Below are 15,475 nucleotides of genomic sequence, written 5' to 3'. Positions count from 1 at the left end.
CCCCGGCTAGCCTCCCCTCCCCGCGGTCAGGGCCCCGGCGGCGATGGGCCGCGGGGCCGGTCTCTCGTCAGCCCGTGATGCGGTCGGTGCCCACATACGGCCGCAGGACCTCGGGCACCGTGATGGAGCCGTCTTCATTCTGGTAGTTCTCCATCACGGCGGCCAGCGTGCGGCCCACGGCCAGGCCCGAGCCGTTCAGCGTGTGCACGTACTCGGGCTTACCGCCGCCGGCGGGCCGGTAACGGATGTTGGCTCGCCGGGCCTGGAAGTCGCTCATGTTCGAGCAGGAGGAGATCTCCACGTACCGGCCGTAGCTGGGCATCCAGACCTCAATGTCGAACTTCTTGTACTGGCCGAAGCCCATGTCGCCGGTGCACATCAGCATGCGCCGGTAGGGCAGGTTCAGCTTCTCGAGAATCGCCTCGGCGCTCTCGGTGATCTCCATCAGGGCCTGCTCGCTCTGGTCAGGCTTGACGAACTGGACCATCTCCACCTTCTCGAAGTAGTGCTGGCGGATGAGGCCGCGGGTGTCGCGTCCGGCGGCGCCGGCCTCGCTGCGGAAGCAGCCACTGTAGCCCGCGTACTTGAGCGGCAGCACCGACTCGTCGAGGATCTCGTCCCGGTGCATGTTGACCAGCGGCACCTCGGCGGTGGAGGCGAGGTGGTAGTCGGTGCCGGCCAGGCTGAACACGTCTTCCTTGAACTTGGGGAACTGGCCGCTGCCGTAGTAGGACGCGGTGTTGATGATTACGGGCGGGAGCACCTCGCGGTAACCCCGCTCGAGGTGGTGGTCCAGGAAGAAGGTGATCAGGGCCCGGTTGAGCTTGGCGAGGCCGCCCTTGATGAAGGTGAAGCGGCTGCCCGTCACCTTCGCGGCCCGCTCGAAGTCGAGGCCGTCCATGGCGACGCCAAGCTCCCAGTGGGGCTTCACCGGGAAGGTGAACTGGCGCGGCTCGCCCCAGCGCTTCACCTCCACGTTCCCGCTCTCGTCCGGGCCCACGGGCACGTCTGGCGCGGGGATGTTGGGCAGCTGCAGCATCAGCTCCTGAAGCTCGGCCTCAACCTGCCGCTCCCGGTCGTCCAGCTCCTTGATGCGGTCGCCGATCACGCCCATCTCGGCGACGATCTGGCTGGTGTCCTGCCCCTGCCGCTTGAGGATGCCGACCTCCTTCGAGACCTGATTGCGGCGGGCTTTCAGCTGCTCGACCTCGGTGAGGATGCGGCGCCGCTCCACGTCCAGCTCCAGGATGCGGTCGAGGTCAACGGAAACACCCTTGTTGATCAGCGCTTGACGAACCACGTCGGGATTGGTGCGAACGAACTTGAGGTCCAACATGGGTGAGTTACCCTCCTTGCATGAGTCGGCGGAGGCTGACGGTGTAGGGTGGGTAGGCGATGCCGCGCTCGGTGACGATGCCGGTGATGTACCGCGCCGGGGTGACGTCAAACGCGGGGTTGGCCACCGCAATGCCCTCCGGGGCGATGCGCACGCCGCCGATGTGGGTTACCTCTTCGTGCGCCCGCTCCTCAATTTCGATCTCGTCGCCGGAGCGAATCCTCAGGTCCACCGTGCTGGTGGGAGCCACCACGTAGAAGGGGATGCCGTGCTCCCGGGCCAGCACCGCGACCCCGTAGGTGCCGATCTTGTTGGCCGTGTCACCGTTGGCGGCGATGCGGTCAGCGCCCACGAAGACCAGCTGGATCTTGCCCAGGCGCATCATGTGCGCGGCCATGTTATCGGTGATGAGCGTGGCGGGAATGCCGTACTGGAGGCACTCCCATGCGGTGAGACGGGCGCCCTGCAGCACCGGGCGGGTCTCGTCCACGTAGACGTGCACCTGCTTGCCCTGTTCGTGGGCGAGCCGGATGACACCGAGGGCCGTGCCCCAGTCCACCGTGGCCAGTGCGCCCGTGTTGCAGTGCGTGAGGATTCCGGCCCGCTCCGGCACCAGGGCAGCGCCGTGCTCGGCCATGCGGCGGTTTACCGCCACGTCCTCCTCGGCCATTTCGACGGCGAAGCGGTGGAGCGCCGCCGCCACCGCCGCGGGCGGCTCCCCCTTCTGCCCTCTGGCGAAGTCCATCACCTTCTCGATGGCCCAGAAGAGGTTCACCGCGGTGGGCCGGGTGGCCCGCAGTTCGGCGGCCGCCGCCTCCAGGCCCGCCCAGAAGGCGTCCGGCGGGCTGTCCCGGAGCGCAGCCGCCGCCAGCGCCAGGCCGCCGGCGGCCGCAACGCCAATGGCCGGCGCCCCCCGCACCGCCAGGGTGCGGATCGCCTCGCCCACCTGGTGGTAGTCCGTGCAGTCCAGGATCACCAGCTCCCCCGGCAGCCGCCGCTGGTCGATGAGCCGAACGCGATCGGGCTGGATGTCTACAGTGCGCACGGAAGACGTCTCCCTTCCTTCGTCTCTGCCTAGCCTCTCCCGCGACCGGAAGCGGCATCCAGCAGCCGAAAGGCCAGGGGTGAGGGTTCGGCACCCCGTGCGGGAAAACCTGCCTGCAACCGCTCAGGCCGGGCCGGCAATGGGCAGCGTGACGGCGTGGACGGTTTTCACCGCCATGGCCTCCCGCAGCTCGGCCACCAGGTCCGGCGGGGCCGGCTCGTCGATCTGCAGCAACATCAGGGCCTCGCCCCTGGGCCGGTGCCGCCCCAGGTGGAGCCCGGCGATGTTGATGTCCCGGGCTGCCAGGGCCATGCCGAAGCGGCCCACCATGCCCGGCTGGTCGCGATGCTGGCTGACGAGCATGTGGCGGGTGGGGGCCATGTCGATGGGCAGGCCGTCCACGGCGACGAACCGCATGCCGCCGTCCCGACGCAGCATGCCGGTGACGTGATGCGCCCCCTGCGGCCCCTCGGAGCGCACAGTGATGAGGCTCGCTTCGGGGGAAAGGGCGCCGGTCGCCGCCGCCAGCCGCTCCCCGTTCCCGTTCTCGCCCAGCGGGGCGTGGGCGAGCGACTTCGACTCCCGCACCGCAATCCCCCGCCGGCGGGCGAGGGCCGCCGCGTTGATGTAGTTCACGTGGTCGCCCAGCTGCGTGGCCAGGAAGCCCTTCAGGGCCGTGTTGGTCAGCAGGGCGGTCGGGTGTTTGGCCAGCTCGCCGCTGTAGGTGACAGTGATAGCGTCGACCTGACCGGGGAACGCCTGGGCGAGGAAGGAGCCCAGCGTCTCGGCCAGCGGCAGGTGCTCGGTGACCACCCGGGCGCCGTCGCGGGGCACCTGGGGCAGGTTCACCGCCTCGGGCACCAGTTCGCCCCGCAGGGCCCGCAGCACGTACTGGGCGATGTAGCGGCCGTTGGCGTCCTGCGCCTCCTGGGTGGAGGCGGCGAGGTGCGGCGTGACCACCACGTTGGGCAGCGTGAAGAGGGGGCTTGCGGTGCAGGGCTCGGTGGCGAAGACGTCCAGTGCAGCGCCGGCCAGCCGGCCCTCTTTCAGGGCCTCGTAGAGCGCCTCCTCGTCCACCATACCGCCGCGGGCGCAGTTGACGATGCGGGCGGTCGGCTTCATCAGGGCCAGCTCCTCTGCCCCGATGAGCCGGGCCGTCTCGGACGTCTTGGCGGCGTGGATGGTGAGGAAGTCGACCTGGGGCAGGAGCTCACGGATGCTCTCCACGAGCGTGACACCCAGGTGCTCCGCCCGGCTGGGCGCAACGTAGGGATCGTAGGCGAGCACCTTCATGCCGAAGGCCCTGGCCCGCACGGCCACCTCGGAGCCAATGCGCCCCAGGCCGATAATGCCCAGCGTCTTGCCGTGCAGTTCGGTTCCCACGAACGTCTTGCGGTCCCAGCGGCCCTCCCGGGCCAGCGCCTGGTGCGCCTGCGGGATGTGGCGGGCCACGGCGATGAGCAGCCCGAAAGCGTGCTCGGCCGTGGAGTAGGTGTTGGCGCCGGGGACGTTCACCACCAGCACGCCCCGCTCGGTGGCGGCCGCCACGTCCACGTTGTCGACGCCGACGCCGGCCCTCCCCACCACCTTCAGCCGGGCGCCCCGGGCGAGCACCTCGGCAGTTACCTTGGTCTCGGACCGGGTGATGAGCGCGTCGTACTCCGGAATGATCTCCAGGAGTTCCTCCGGGGTAACCTTGCGCACATCCACCTCGTGCTCAGCCTGCAGGAGGCTGATGCCCGTTTCCGAAATTGCTTCCGTCACCAAGATCTTCATCGGGTATCGCCTCCTTCGTCAGGGTAGGGAACTTTCTCGCTCTCCCACTCGACCAGGCGCCCGCCCACGGGGGCCAGCACGTGGTCGACGATCGCCTGCGCCTGCCCTGGATGCATGCCCCCGGCATAGTAGTCCCGGACCAACGCGCCCAGGGCGGGGTCGCGCTCGGCTACGTAGGCGTGCAGGCGCTTGGCCTTCGCGCCGTGGTATCGGTGGAGCTTGCAGAAGGCTTCCAGGGCCAGCTGCACCAGCGCCGCCCCCACCAGCCGTGACGCGACGGGGCCACCGCCGCCTCCAGGGCTCGCCGGTACCGTTCATCCATGCAGATCCCTCATCCAGACCTCCTGGGCGGCCGCCACCGCCCGGCCGATCTCGACCGGGTACCCGCATAGGGCGAGCGCCATCTCGGTGGCCGCCAGGGCCTGCAACACGTCGCCGGGGACCGTGTAGCCCATGTGGCCGATGCGGAAGATCTTGTCGGCCAGGTCCGCCTGCCCGCCGGCCAACTGCACGCCCAGCCGCTCCCGGGCCACCTTGCGCACTGCTTTGGGGTCGACCGGGGAGACCACCGCCGTGCAGGTGTCGGACGCCGTGGCCTCGTCCTGGGCGAGCAGGGTAAGGCCCATCGCCTTCACGCCCGCGCGGCACATGGCGCCCATCAGCCGGTGGCGGGCCCACACCCCCTCCAGCGTCTCGGCCTGGATCAGGCGGAGCGACGCCTGCAGGGCGTAGTAGAGCGAGATGGCAGGGGTGTACGGCGTCTGCCGCTTCAGGTAGCTCTTGTGCACGGCCTCCAGGTCCCAGTAGAACCGAGGCATGCGGCTGCGCTCGCTGGCCGCCCGGGCCCGCTCGGAGAAGGCGATCAGGGAGAGGCCCGGCGGGCACATCAAGGCCTTCTGGGCGCCCGTGAGCACCACGTCCAGGCCCCACGCGTCCATCTCCAGCGGCAGGGCCCCGAGGCCCGAGACCGAGTCCACCATGATGAGGGCGCCGTGCTCCCGCACGACCCGGGCGATGGACCGCACGTCGTTGGTGACGCCGGTGGAGGTCTCATTGTGCTGCACCAGCACCGCCTGGATCTGCTTCTGCCGGTCCTCGGCCAGGCGCTCCGCGATGCGGGCGGGGTCGGCGGCCTCACCGGGCTCGAAGCGGAGCCGCTCGACGGTGAGGCCGAGCTTGGTGGCCGCCCTGTACCAGCGCTCGCCGAAATCGCCCACCGACACGCTGAGCACCGTGTCGCCGGGGTTCAGCGTGTTGACCAGCGCCGCCTCCCACCCGCCGGAGCCGGCGGCGGGGAAGATGTAGACGGGCTGTTCGGTGCGGAAGACCTGCTGCAGCCCCGCCGAAACCTCGGCGAAGAGGGCGCTGAACTCCTCCCCCCGGTGGTTGATCATCGGCCGGGTCATCGCCGCCGCCACCTGGGGCGGAATCGGTGTCGGCCCCGGAATCATGAGCAGTGACTTCTCTCTCAGCATGGACCGTTGCTCCTCCCCCTCGGCGTGTTTGGGCGGTGCGCCCGCAAAGCGAAAGGCCCCGTCCCCGACAGCCTCCTCCGCCCGCGCGCGGCTTCGGGACTGTCAGGGACGGGGCCATGCCCCGCGGTGCCACCCTGCTTGGAAGCCGGCCGCCTCCGCCACGCCGGTGCACCGGAAAAACGACGCTCCCGTCCCTGCTGCAGTCAGGGACGGGAGTGTGCTCCCGCGGTGCCACCCGGACATTGGCGCCGGCGCTGCCGGCCGCCCACTCTCCTCGGCGCTAACGGGCCGAACCCGACCGGGTCATCCCCGGACCCTCGGGGGGCGGAAGGGTCCCCGCGGTCGCCGGCTTGCACCAGCCGCCGGCTCTCTGCAGACCGGATGGCGGACTTTATTCCCCCGTCATCGGGCGCTGTGTGTGATGTTACGGTGGAGTATAGCACCTGTTTTCACAAGTGGCAAGCATTTTGGTGAAAATCCTACTTCGGAAGGAAAACCCCCACCCCTGATCGGGGCGGGGGAAAGTCTGGTCAGTCCTCTTCGTCCTCCCGGGTGACCACCTGGGCAACCGCCGACACCCGGTCCTGGGCGTCGAGGTTCATCAACTGCACGCCCTGGGTGGCCCGGCCGCTCTGCCGGATCTCCTGGACGGGGATGCGGATGAGCACACCCTGCTCGGAGACGATGATCACATCGTTGCCCTCCGTGACCACCTTGATGGCCACCAGGCGGCCGTGACGCTCCTCCACCATCTTGAGGGTAATCACGCCCTTGGCACCGCGCCGGTAGGTGGGGTACTCGCTGAGCGGCGTCCGCTTGCCGATGCCGGTTTCGGTGACCACCAGCAGGTCGGCGTTGGGCTGGGCGGTATCCATGCCCACCACGTAGTCGCCCTCGCCGAGGTCCATTCCCTTCACGCCGCGGGCGTCACGGCCCATCGGGCGCACGTCGTCCTCATGGAAGCGCAGGGCGTTGCCGGCGCTGGAGACCAGGATGATCTCCTCGTTGCCCCGCGTGAGGCGGGCGCCCACCAGGGCGTCGCCCTCCTCGAGGCGGATGGCGATGATGCCGCTCGAGCGGACGTTGGCGTACTCGGAAAGCGCGGTCTTCTTCACGTACCCGCTCCGCGTGGCAAAGAAGATGTAGGTGCCCTCGCCCTCGGTCTCCCGGACCGGGATGACCGTGTTCACCTTCTCGCCGCCGTCCAGCGGCAGCAGGTTGACAATGGCGGTACCGCGGGCCTGGCGCGAGGCCTCGGGAATCTCGTGGCACTTGATGCGGAAGACACGCCCCCGGTCGGTGAAGAACATCATGTAGTGGTGCGTGGTCGTGATGAAGAGGTGCTCGATGAAGTCCTCTTCCTTGGTGCCGGCGCCCTGTACGCCCCGGCCGCCGCGGCGCTGCGACCGGTAGGTGGAAAGCGGCACCCGCTTGATGTAGCCGGAGTGGGAGAGCGTGATCACCACGTCTTCCTCGGCGATCAGGTCTTCGATGTCGATGTCCTGGGCGTCGGCCGTGATGCGCGTACGGCGCGGGTCGGCGTACTTCTTCTTGATCTCACCAAGCTCTTGCTTGATGATGTCGTACTGCATCTTCTGCGACTCCAGCACCGCCCGGTAGTAGGAGATGCGGTCCTGCAGCTCGTCGTACTCCTCCTGCAGCTTCTCCCGCTCCAGGGCCGTCAGCCGGCGCAGCTGCATGTCGAGGATGTGCTGCGCCTGGACCTCCGTGAAGCCGAAGTTCTGCATGAGGCGGTTCCGGGCCTCGTCGGTGGTGGGCGAAGACCGGATGGTGTTGATGACCTCGTCGATGATGTCCAGGGCCTTGAGGAGGCCTTCGATGATGTGGGCCCGGGCCAGCGCCTTCTCCAGGTCGAACTTCGTCCGGCGAACGATTACGTCCAGCTGGTGCTGCAGGTAGTAGTGCAGCATCTGCTTGAGGTTGAGAAGGCGCGGCCGGTTCTCCACCAGGGCCAGCATGTTGATGCCGTAGGTCTGCTGCAGGGTGGTGTACTTGAGCAGCTGGTTCAGCACCACCTGCGGGTTGGCATCCCGGCGAAGCTCGATGGAGATGCGCAGGCCCGTGCGGTCCGACTCGTCCCGGAGGTCGGTGATGCCGTCGACCTTCTTGTCCCGGTGCAGCTCGGCGATGCGCTCGATCAGCCGGGCCTTGTTCACGCCATAGGGCAGTTCCGTCACCACGATGCGGTTCTTGCCGTTGTTGAGCGTCTCGATCTGGGTCTTGGCCCGCATGGTGATGGTGCCCTTGCCCGTCTGGTAGGCCTTGCGGATCCCTTCGCGCCCCAGGATCAGGCCGCCCGTGGGGAAGTCCGGCCCTTTGATGACGGTGTTCAGCTCGTCGATGCTGACGTCAGGCTTGTCGATCAGCAGGCAGAGGCCGTCGATCACCTCGCCCAGGTTGTGGGGCGGGATGTTGGTGGCCATGCCCACCGCAATACCGGTAGAGCCGTTGACGAGCAGGTTGGGGAAGCGCGAGGGGAGCACGGTGGGCTCCTTCTCGCTGTTGTCGAAGTTGTCCTCGAAGTCCACCGTGTCCTTCTCAATGTCGGCCAGCATCTCGTGGGCCAGCCGGGACAGGCGGGCCTCTGTGTACCGCATTGCGGCAGGGGGGTCTCCGTCGATGGAGCCGTAGTTGCCCTGGCCGTCGATGAGCGGATAGCGCAGCACGAAGTCCTGCGCCAGGCGCACCATCGTGTCGTAGACGGCCGAGTCGCCGTGGGGATGGTACTTACCGAGCACGTCGCCGACGGTCTTGGCCGACTTCCGGTAGGGCTTGTCCGCCGTGTTGCCGCTCTCGTACATGGCGTAGAGGATGCGGCGCTGCACCGGCTTCAGCCCGTCGCGCACGTCGGGGAGCGCCCGGCCGACGATGACCGACATGGAGTACGTCAGGTACGACGTCTCCATTTCGTGCTTGATCTCTTTCGTCAGGATCCGTTGTGCGAAGTCTCCGGCCACAAGCTTTTCCTCCTAACCTGGGAGTCCGGCCAGCGCTAGCCGATGGTATCCAGGTTCTGCACCAGGTGGGCGTTCCGCTGGATGAACTCCCGGCGGGGCTCGACCTTCTCGCCCATCAGGGTTTCGAACACCGTATTGGCTTCGGCCGCATCCTCCATGGAAACCCGGTAGAGGGTCCGCTTGGAGGGATCCATGGTGGTCTCCCAGAGCTGCTCCGGGTTCATCTCGCCGAGGCCCTTGTAGCGTTGCGGCTTGTCGGTTACCCCGCCGATGCGGGCGATGATCTGATCCTTCTCCTCCTCGGAGTAGGCGTAGTAGGACTGCTTGCCCTTCTTGATCAGGTAGAGGGGCGGGCGGGCGATGTAAAGGTAACCGGCCTCGATGAGCGGCCGCATGAAGCGGTAGAAGAAGGTGAGCAGGAGCGTGCGGATGTGGCTTCCGTCCACGTCGGCATCGGTCATGATGATCACCTTGTGGTAGCGGCACTTGGTGATGTCAAAGTCGTCGCCGATGCCGGCGCCCACCGCGGTGATGAGGGTGCGGATCTCCTCGTTGGCCAGAATCTTGTCGAGCCGGGCTTTCTCCACGTTGAGGATCTTGCCGCGCAGGGGAAGCACCGCCTGGATGCGGCGGTCGCGCCCCATCTTGGCCGAGCCGCCGGCCGAGTCGCCCTCCACCAGGAAGAGCTCCGATTCGGAGGGGTCGCGGGACGTGCAGTCGGTGAGCTTCCCGGGCAGCGACGTGACCTCGAGGGCGTTCTTGCGGCGGACGAGCTCGCGGGCCTTGCGGGCCGCCTCCCGCGCCCGGGAGGCGCTGACGGCTTTCTCCACGATGCGCCGGGCGGTGGTGGGGTTCTCCTCGAGGAACTCGGAGAGCCCCTCGGTCACCGCGGCAGCCACGAAGTTCTCCATCTCGGAGGAGCCCAGCTTGGTCTTGGTCTGCCCCTCGAACTGCGGGTCCTGCATCTTCACCGAGAGGATGGCGGTGATGCCCTCCCGGATGTCCTCCCCGGCGAGGTTATCCTCGTTGTCCTTCAGCAGCTTGTACTTGCGGGCATAGTTGTTGATGACGCGCGTGAGAGCGGTCTTCAGGCCCGTCTCATGCGTGCCGCCCTCGACGGTGCGTATGTTGTTGGCGTAGCTGAGGATGGTCTCGCTGTACGCGTCGGTGTACTGAATGGCCAGTTCCATCTCCTGGGTGTCGGTGGCCCGGTAGATGTAGATCGGCTTGTTGTGCAGGGGCTCGCGGGAACGGTTCAGGTACTGCACGAAGGTCTGGAGGCCGTCGTTGTACTGGAACCGGTACTCCTCGCGCGTGTTCTCGTTGAGGTAGCGGATGTAGAGTCCCTGGTTGAGGAACGCCGTGTCCCGGAGGCGCGCCAGCACCGCCTCCGGGTCGAACTCGACGGTCTCGAAGATCAGCGGATCCGGCCAGAAGCGCACGTACGTCCCGTGACCCTTGGTGTCGCCGATTCGGCGGAGGGGATAGCTCGTCTTCCCGCCGTCGACGAACTCCACTTCATAGATGCCTCCGTCGTGCTGCACCCGCACGTAGAGCTTGCGGGAAAGCGCGTTGACAACCGAGGCGCCCACGCCGTGCAGGCCGCCGGAGACCTTGTATGCCCCGCCGCCGAACTTGCCGCCGGCGTGCAGGATGGTGAACACCGTTTCCACGGTAGACTTGCCGGTCTTCGGGTGGATCTCAACCGGGATGCCGCGGCCGTTGTCCTCTACCGAACAGGAACCATCAGCGTGCAGCGTGACGACGATGGTGTCGCAGTAGCCAGCCAGCCGCTCATCGACCGCGTTGTCGATGATCTCCCAGATGAGGTGGTGGAGACCGCGCTGCGAAGTGCCGCCGATGTACATCCCCGGCCTGCGGCGCACGGCCTCAAGGCCTTCAAGCACCTGAATCTGCTCCCCGGTGTACTGCTCGGAACCGTGGGTGTTCAGGTGATGCGCCTGGAGCTGGGTGTCGTTCCTTTCGTCAGCCACGGAGGTTCCTCCCTCATTTAGGTAACGGTTTCAATATCAGATCAATGCTAACACAACGTAAGAGTCATCACAAGCGACAGGCCTCAAGGCTGCTGGCAGAGCGCCGCTTGAGCGTGGTGGCCGAGATGGGGGAGAGGATGGCGCCAGAATCGGTGAGCACGAGGCTCTTGGCCTCGCCGCCGGCGATGTCGCAGGTCCGCCCCTCCCGCTGGAGCCGCTGGATGAGCGCTGCCGTGGCGGGTGCCGAGGCGGCGCTGCGCAGGTCGAGGATGGCGATTACCTGCCGCAGATTGACGACCATGTCTGCGCCCACGTGGAGGTACATCAGGGGAGCCCCCTCTCGTCAAGGTTGACGGTGCCGCTCTGCACCCGGAAGAGGCGGTGCCCGGCAGGCCACTGCCGTGCCATGAGGTCTTCGAGGTCTGTGCAGGTAATAAAGCTCTGAACCCCTTCCTGCACCGCAGCCAGGAGGTAGTTCCGCCGGTTCGGGTCGAGTTCCGAGGCCACGTCGTCCAGCAGAAGCACGGGCGCCTCGCCGATCTCCTCGGTCATGAACTGGAGTTCGGCCAGTTTGAGGGCAAGTACCGCGGTGCGCTGCTGCCCCTGAGAGGCGTAGAGGCGCGCGTCCCGCCCGGCCACCCAGATCGCAATGTCGTCCCGGTGGGGGCCCACCAGGGTGACCTGCCGGCGCCGCTCCTCGCCCTGCAGGCTGGCCAGGGCCCTGCGCAGGCGTGCCGCGACTGAGTCGAGGTCGGCCTGGCCTTCCTCGTCCACCCCCTGGCTCTGGTAGGCCAGGCGCAGGTCCTCACGGCCGTCGGAGAGCAATGCGTGGAAATGGGCCGCGAGCGGGGAGAGGCGGCGGACGGCCTCCGCGCGCCGGACGATGAGCTGCGCCGCGGTCTCGACCAGCTGATCGTCGTAAACCGCGAGCAGGTGCGCGTCGACCGTGGGCTGCTTGAGCAGCGTGTTGCGCTGGTTGACCAGGCGGTTGTAGGTCATGAGGTGGTGCAGGTAGTTCTGCGAGATCTGCGAGAGTTCGAGGTCGAGGAAGCGCCGGCGGCCGGAAGGGGGGCCCTTGAGCAGCTGAAGGTCATCGGGCGAGAAGAAGACGACTGCGAGGCTGCCCACCAGGCGGGCGATCTTGCGCTCGGGCACACCGTTGATCTTGAGCTGCTTGCGGGTCTCGAGGCCGTAATTCAGCTCCACCTCGATGGAACCGGTCTTGCGGACAACCTCGGCCCGGGCGCGCAGGGCGGGGCGGCCCTCCATGATCAGGTCCTGGTCGCGGGAGGTGCGGTGGCTCCGACCCGTCGCCAGAAAGTGGATGGCCTCCAGGAGGTTGGTCTTGCCCTGCGCGTTGTCGCCGTACAGGACGTTGAGGCCGGGCGAGAACTGGACGGAGAGGGAATTGTAGTTGCGGAACGCGTCCAGTTGGAGCGAGGCGAGGTACAATCCTATTCCCCCTCGCGGCGGATGACCCAGGTACCGGCCCCGGGGAGGCTGACGCGGTCGCCGGGGCGGAGTTTCCGCCCGCGGCGCTGCTCGGGCTCGCCGTTCACGGAGACGGCGCCCGTGGCGATGATCTGCTTGGCGTGGCCGCCGGTCTCGGCGACGCCCGCCCACTTGAGAAAGGCGTCAAGCGTGATGTACTCGGTGTGGATGGTGATAATCTGTTCTTCCATGGCCGTTCCTAGAGTGTGATGAGCGGCAGGACCACGTAGAGGAACTGGTTGCTGCCTGCCGGCTGGAGCCGCGCTGGGTTGCGGCTGCCGGAGCACTGGAAGCGGAATTCGCTCTCCTCGAGGACCTTGAGAAACTCCAGGAGGAAGCGGGCGTTGAAGCCGATGTCAAGCGGATCTCCGGTCATGCTCTCCACGGAGAGTTCCTCGTAAACCTGGCCGACTTCCGGCGTGTTGGCGGTGATGGTGACCTTGTCGGGCTGGATGCCGATTTTGACGGCCCCATCCTTCGTGATGAGCGTGGCGCGCTCCAGGGCCTCCATGAAATCGGCCCGGGGCAGGGTAACTTGGGTGGGGTAGACCTGCGGGACGAGGCGCATCACGTCGGGGTACTGGCCTTCCAGGAGGCGCGAGATCACACGCACCTTGCCCAGGTCAAAGAAGACCTGGTTGGCCGTGACGGCGATGTTCACCTGGGCTTCATCGTCGCCGGTGAGCAGGCGGGTGAGTTCGTTCAGTGAGCGGCTGGGGATAATCACGGAGAAACTGTGCCCGCCGGCGTTGTCGGCCGTCGTCTCGGCATGGGCGATGCGGATGCCGTCGGTAGCGGTGCCGGTGAGGGTGTTATCGCGCAGCTTGAAGAGAACGCCGGTGAGCCACGGTTTGGATTCGTCGTGGCCGGCAGCGAAGGTGGTCTGTCGGAGGAGGTCGCGCAGTAGATTTTGGCTGACGGTGAAGGCCGATGCGCCTTCCACGTCTGGAATGCTCGGGAACTGGTCGGCCGAGAAGCCGTGGATCACATACTGTGAACGGCCCCAACGGAGGGTGGCGACGTAGTTCTGGTAGTCGACGGAGAGTTCGATGTTTCCATAAGGAATGCGGCGGATGAGGTCGGCGAAGTAGCGGGCGGGAAGGACGATCTCGCCTTCTGTGATTACCTCGCACGGGGTGAAGGCCTCGATGGCCAGTTCGAGGTCAGTGGCGCGGATGGTCAGCTCGCCGTCTCGGGCGGAGAGATAGATCCCGGAGAGGACGGGAATGGTGTTCTTGGTGGAGACGGCTCTGGCTACCGTGGTCAGCGCCGTGTTCAGGCCCTCCTGGCTGATCAGGATCTTCATTCCGAAGCCCTCCTTCTTTGTGGCGGCCGCCGCAGCGTACGGCGCGTTTCTCGCGCGTTGGAAACAATGTCATTGGGGCAATGATCATTGTAAGCCCTGTGGATATGTGGAAAACCCCGTGGATATCTAGTGTCACAACCATCGCGCGCTACGACAACTTGTGGGTAAGGGCGCGCGTCCTGTCCACACTGCTTGGTCGACCGGGGAAAACGCGTCAGGTGGCCCGGATGCGCGCGATGAGTTGCTCGATGGTGTGCGCGAAGGTCGGGTCGTTCTTGATGTCCTGGGCAATTTTCTCGCAGGCGTGGATGACGGTGGTGTGGTCGCGTCCGCCAAACTCCTCGCCGATCTTGGGAAGCGAGGCGTCGGTGAGCTCTCGGGAGAGGTACATCGCAATCTGGCGCGGGTAGGCCACGTTGCGGGAGCGGTTGCGGACCTCGAAGTCCTGCATCCGGATGTTATAGTGTTCCGCCACCACCTGCTTGATCGTCTGGATGGTGATCTGCTTGGGCCGCTGGGCCGGCAGGATGTCCTTCAGGGCGTGGATGGCAAGGTCCAGCGTGAGCGGGCTGTTGAGCATGGTGGCGTACGCCACGACGCGGGTGAGGGCACCCTCCAGCTCTCGGATGTTGGTTTCAATATTGGTAGCGATGTAATTCGTGACTTCGTCCGGCACGTGCAGTGCCTCGTTCTGGGCCTTCTTGCGCAGGATGGCGGTGCGGGTCTCCAGGTCAGGCGGCTGAATGTCGCAGATCAGGCCCCACTCGAAGCGGGAGCGGAGGCGGTCCTCCAGGGTGGGGATCTCCTTGGGCGGCCGGTCGGACGAGATGACGATCTGCTTATTCGCCTCGCGGATGGCGTTGAAGGTGTGATAGAACTCCTCCTGCGTCGCCTCTTTACCGGCCAGGAACTGAATGTCGTCAATCAGCAGCACATCGGCTTTGCGATAGCGATTTTGAAACGCCGTGGTCGATCCTTTTTGAATGGCCATGATGAACTCATTCGTAAAGGTTTCGGTAGAAACGTAGGCAACGCGCGCGGTCGGGTTGTGCTTGAGCACATAGTGGCCGATGGCGTGCATCAGGTGGGTCTTGCCGAGACCGACACCGCCGTAGATAAACAGGGGATTATAAGTGCGCGCCGGCGCCTCGGCGACAGCCAGTGCCGCCGCGTGGGCAAAGCGGTTGCTGTTGCCGACGACAAAGGTTTCAAAGGTGTACTTGGGGTTGATGTAGCCGAGGAGCCGGCCGGGGCTGCTGCCCAGGGGATCGTCTGCCGAACCTGCGGAAGGCTCGGAGAGGGTCGAGCCGGCGCCGGCCGGGGCGGGATCTGTGATCACGTTGGGGTTGGCGACGAATTTCAGCTGCATGTTCCGTTTGGTGAGGTCGCGGAGGGCCTGGCGAAGCAGGGCGCCGTACCGTGACTCCATGCGGTCCTTGGCGAACTCGCCCTGTACGCCGATGATGATCGTGTCCTCCACCACGGCCACAGGGCGGGTGTTGCGCAGCCAGTTCTCCACGGCCGTCTTGGACGTTTGTCGTTCCAGGAGATCAAGGCACTGCTGCCATACTTCTGACAATTCAGTCTTCATGATGCGATGGCCTCCTCGGCACGGTGAAATCGCCTGCCAGACCGTGGGAGTGTCAACATGTTATACACAGGGCTGTCCACAACTTGTGCATAAAAAGATGTGAGCCTGTGCCGACTCCCGCGAGTGCGAGAGTGGACGGGCTGTAGTTCCATCATACCAGAGTGTGTGGAAGTTATCAACAAAACTCCGTCCGGCTATCCTCAGGTAAGGGCGTTTTCTGGGGAGAAGGGTACGGCACGCAGCGGATAACCTCCTCCTCGCGCGTGGATAATCTGTGAATGGGAATCCCCAGCGTCTTGCGCGCGTGGACAACCTGTGTGTGGAAGATGGGGATGATTCGGCCGATCCGCCGCGCACAGGGCCCGTTCTCCACAACTTCCTTTCATGATTGGCGTCATGGTTGTCCCCAGGCAGATGCGGTGAGATCTGGCGGCTCTACACTGAGAAGTGTGGGTACCAAGAGGAAATGGCGGTTCGCCAGCC

The 15,475-nt window shown here is 66.2% G+C and carries 12 protein-coding genes; all 12 read right to left on the bottom strand.

Annotation, left to right across the window (positions count from 1 at the left end):
* Nucleotides 1-67: 67 nt before the first annotated feature.
* Nucleotides 68-1,336, bottom strand: a complete 1,269-nt coding sequence (gene serS / locus AB2385_RS15105) for a serine--tRNA ligase (protein WP_367655841.1) — start codon at nt 1,334-1,336, stop codon at nt 68-70.
* Between the two features lie 7 nt (nt 1,337-1,343).
* Nucleotides 1,344-2,381, bottom strand: a complete 1,038-nt coding sequence (mtnA, locus tag AB2385_RS15100; RefSeq protein WP_367655840.1) for an S-methyl-5-thioribose-1-phosphate isomerase — start codon at nt 2,379-2,381, stop codon at nt 1,344-1,346.
* 123 nt (nt 2,382-2,504) lie between these two features.
* A complete protein-coding gene (gene serA, locus AB2385_RS15095) occupies nt 2,505-4,157 on the bottom strand; it encodes a phosphoglycerate dehydrogenase (protein ID WP_367655839.1) in 1,653 nt (550 codons plus the stop codon).
* Nucleotides 4,154-4,405: a hypothetical protein gene (locus tag AB2385_RS15090; protein ID WP_367655838.1), complete on the bottom strand. Its 252-nt coding sequence runs from the start codon at nt 4,403-4,405 to the stop codon at nt 4,154-4,156. Before AB2385_RS15090 ends, serA begins: the two co-directional genes overlap by 4 nt.
* Before the next feature lie 66 nt (nt 4,406-4,471).
* A complete protein-coding gene (locus AB2385_RS15085; RefSeq protein ID WP_367655837.1) occupies nt 4,472-5,632 on the bottom strand; it encodes an alanine--glyoxylate aminotransferase family protein in 1,161 nt (386 codons plus the stop codon).
* Nucleotides 5,633-6,162: 530 nt separating this feature from the next.
* Nucleotides 6,163-8,610 carry a DNA gyrase subunit A gene (gene gyrA, locus AB2385_RS15080; protein WP_367655836.1) on the bottom strand — a complete coding sequence of 816 codons (2,448 nt, stop codon included), beginning with the start codon at nt 8,608-8,610 and terminating at the stop codon, nt 6,163-6,165.
* A gap of 35 nt (nt 8,611-8,645) precedes the next feature.
* On the bottom strand, nt 8,646-10,562 hold the full coding sequence (gyrB, locus tag AB2385_RS15075; protein ID WP_367655842.1) for a DNA topoisomerase (ATP-hydrolyzing) subunit B: 1,917 nt from the start codon (nt 10,560-10,562) through the stop codon (nt 8,646-8,648).
* A 109-nt stretch (nt 10,563-10,671) separates the two neighbouring features.
* Nucleotides 10,672-10,929: an extracellular matrix regulator RemB gene (remB, locus tag AB2385_RS15070; protein ID WP_367655834.1), complete on the bottom strand. Its 258-nt coding sequence runs from the start codon at nt 10,927-10,929 to the stop codon at nt 10,672-10,674.
* The gene (gene recF / locus AB2385_RS15065; protein WP_367655833.1) at nt 10,929-12,056 is read right to left on the bottom strand and encodes a DNA replication/repair protein RecF; all 1,128 of its coding nucleotides are present in this window, start codon (nt 12,054-12,056) and stop codon (nt 10,929-10,931) included. The genes remB and recF overlap by 1 nt, the downstream gene beginning before the upstream one ends.
* Nucleotides 12,057-12,058: 2 nt before the next feature.
* Nucleotides 12,059-12,286 (bottom strand): S4 domain-containing protein YaaA, encoded by a 228-nt coding sequence (gene yaaA, locus AB2385_RS15060; protein WP_367655831.1) that lies wholly within the window; start codon nt 12,284-12,286, stop codon nt 12,059-12,061.
* An 8-nt stretch (nt 12,287-12,294) separates the two neighbouring features.
* Nucleotides 12,295-13,401 carry a DNA polymerase III subunit beta gene (gene dnaN, locus AB2385_RS15055; protein ID WP_367655830.1) on the bottom strand — a complete coding sequence of 369 codons (1,107 nt, stop codon included), beginning with the start codon at nt 13,399-13,401 and terminating at the stop codon, nt 12,295-12,297.
* Between the two features lie 214 nt (nt 13,402-13,615).
* Nucleotides 13,616-14,992, bottom strand: coding sequence for a chromosomal replication initiator protein DnaA (dnaA, locus tag AB2385_RS15050; RefSeq protein ID WP_367655829.1), 1,377 nt, complete (start codon nt 14,990-14,992; stop codon nt 13,616-13,618).
* Nucleotides 14,993-15,475: the final 483 nt, after the last annotated feature.

It is taken from the genome of Symbiobacterium sp., from assembly GCF_040797425.1.
GTDB lineage: Bacteria > Bacillota > Sulfobacillia > Symbiobacteriales > Symbiobacteriaceae > Symbiobacterium.
This window is presented reverse-complemented; position numbering and strand designations above follow the sequence as displayed.

Excerpts from the sequence above, each read along its gene's own strand:
- AB2385_RS15085 (WP_367655837.1), bottom strand. The coding sequence starts at position 5,632 with ATGCTGAGAGAGAAGTCACTGCTCATGATTCCGGGGCCGACACCGATT.
- serS (WP_367655841.1), bottom strand. The coding sequence starts at position 1,336 with ATGTTGGACCTCAAGTTCGTTCGCACCAATCCCGACGTGGTTCGTCAA.
- remB (WP_367655834.1), bottom strand. The coding sequence starts at position 10,929 with ATGTACCTCCACGTGGGCGCAGACATGGTCGTCAATCTGCGGCAGGTA.
- dnaA (WP_367655829.1), bottom strand. The coding sequence starts at position 14,992 with ATGAAGACTGAATTGTCAGAAGTATGGCAGCAGTGCCTTGATCTCCTG.
- dnaN (WP_367655830.1), bottom strand. The coding sequence starts at position 13,401 with ATGAAGATCCTGATCAGCCAGGAGGGCCTGAACACGGCGCTGACCACG.
- yaaA (WP_367655831.1), bottom strand. The coding sequence starts at position 12,286 with ATGGAAGAACAGATTATCACCATCCACACCGAGTACATCACGCTTGAC.
- serA (WP_367655839.1), bottom strand. The coding sequence starts at position 4,157 with ATGAAGATCTTGGTGACGGAAGCAATTTCGGAAACGGGCATCAGCCTC.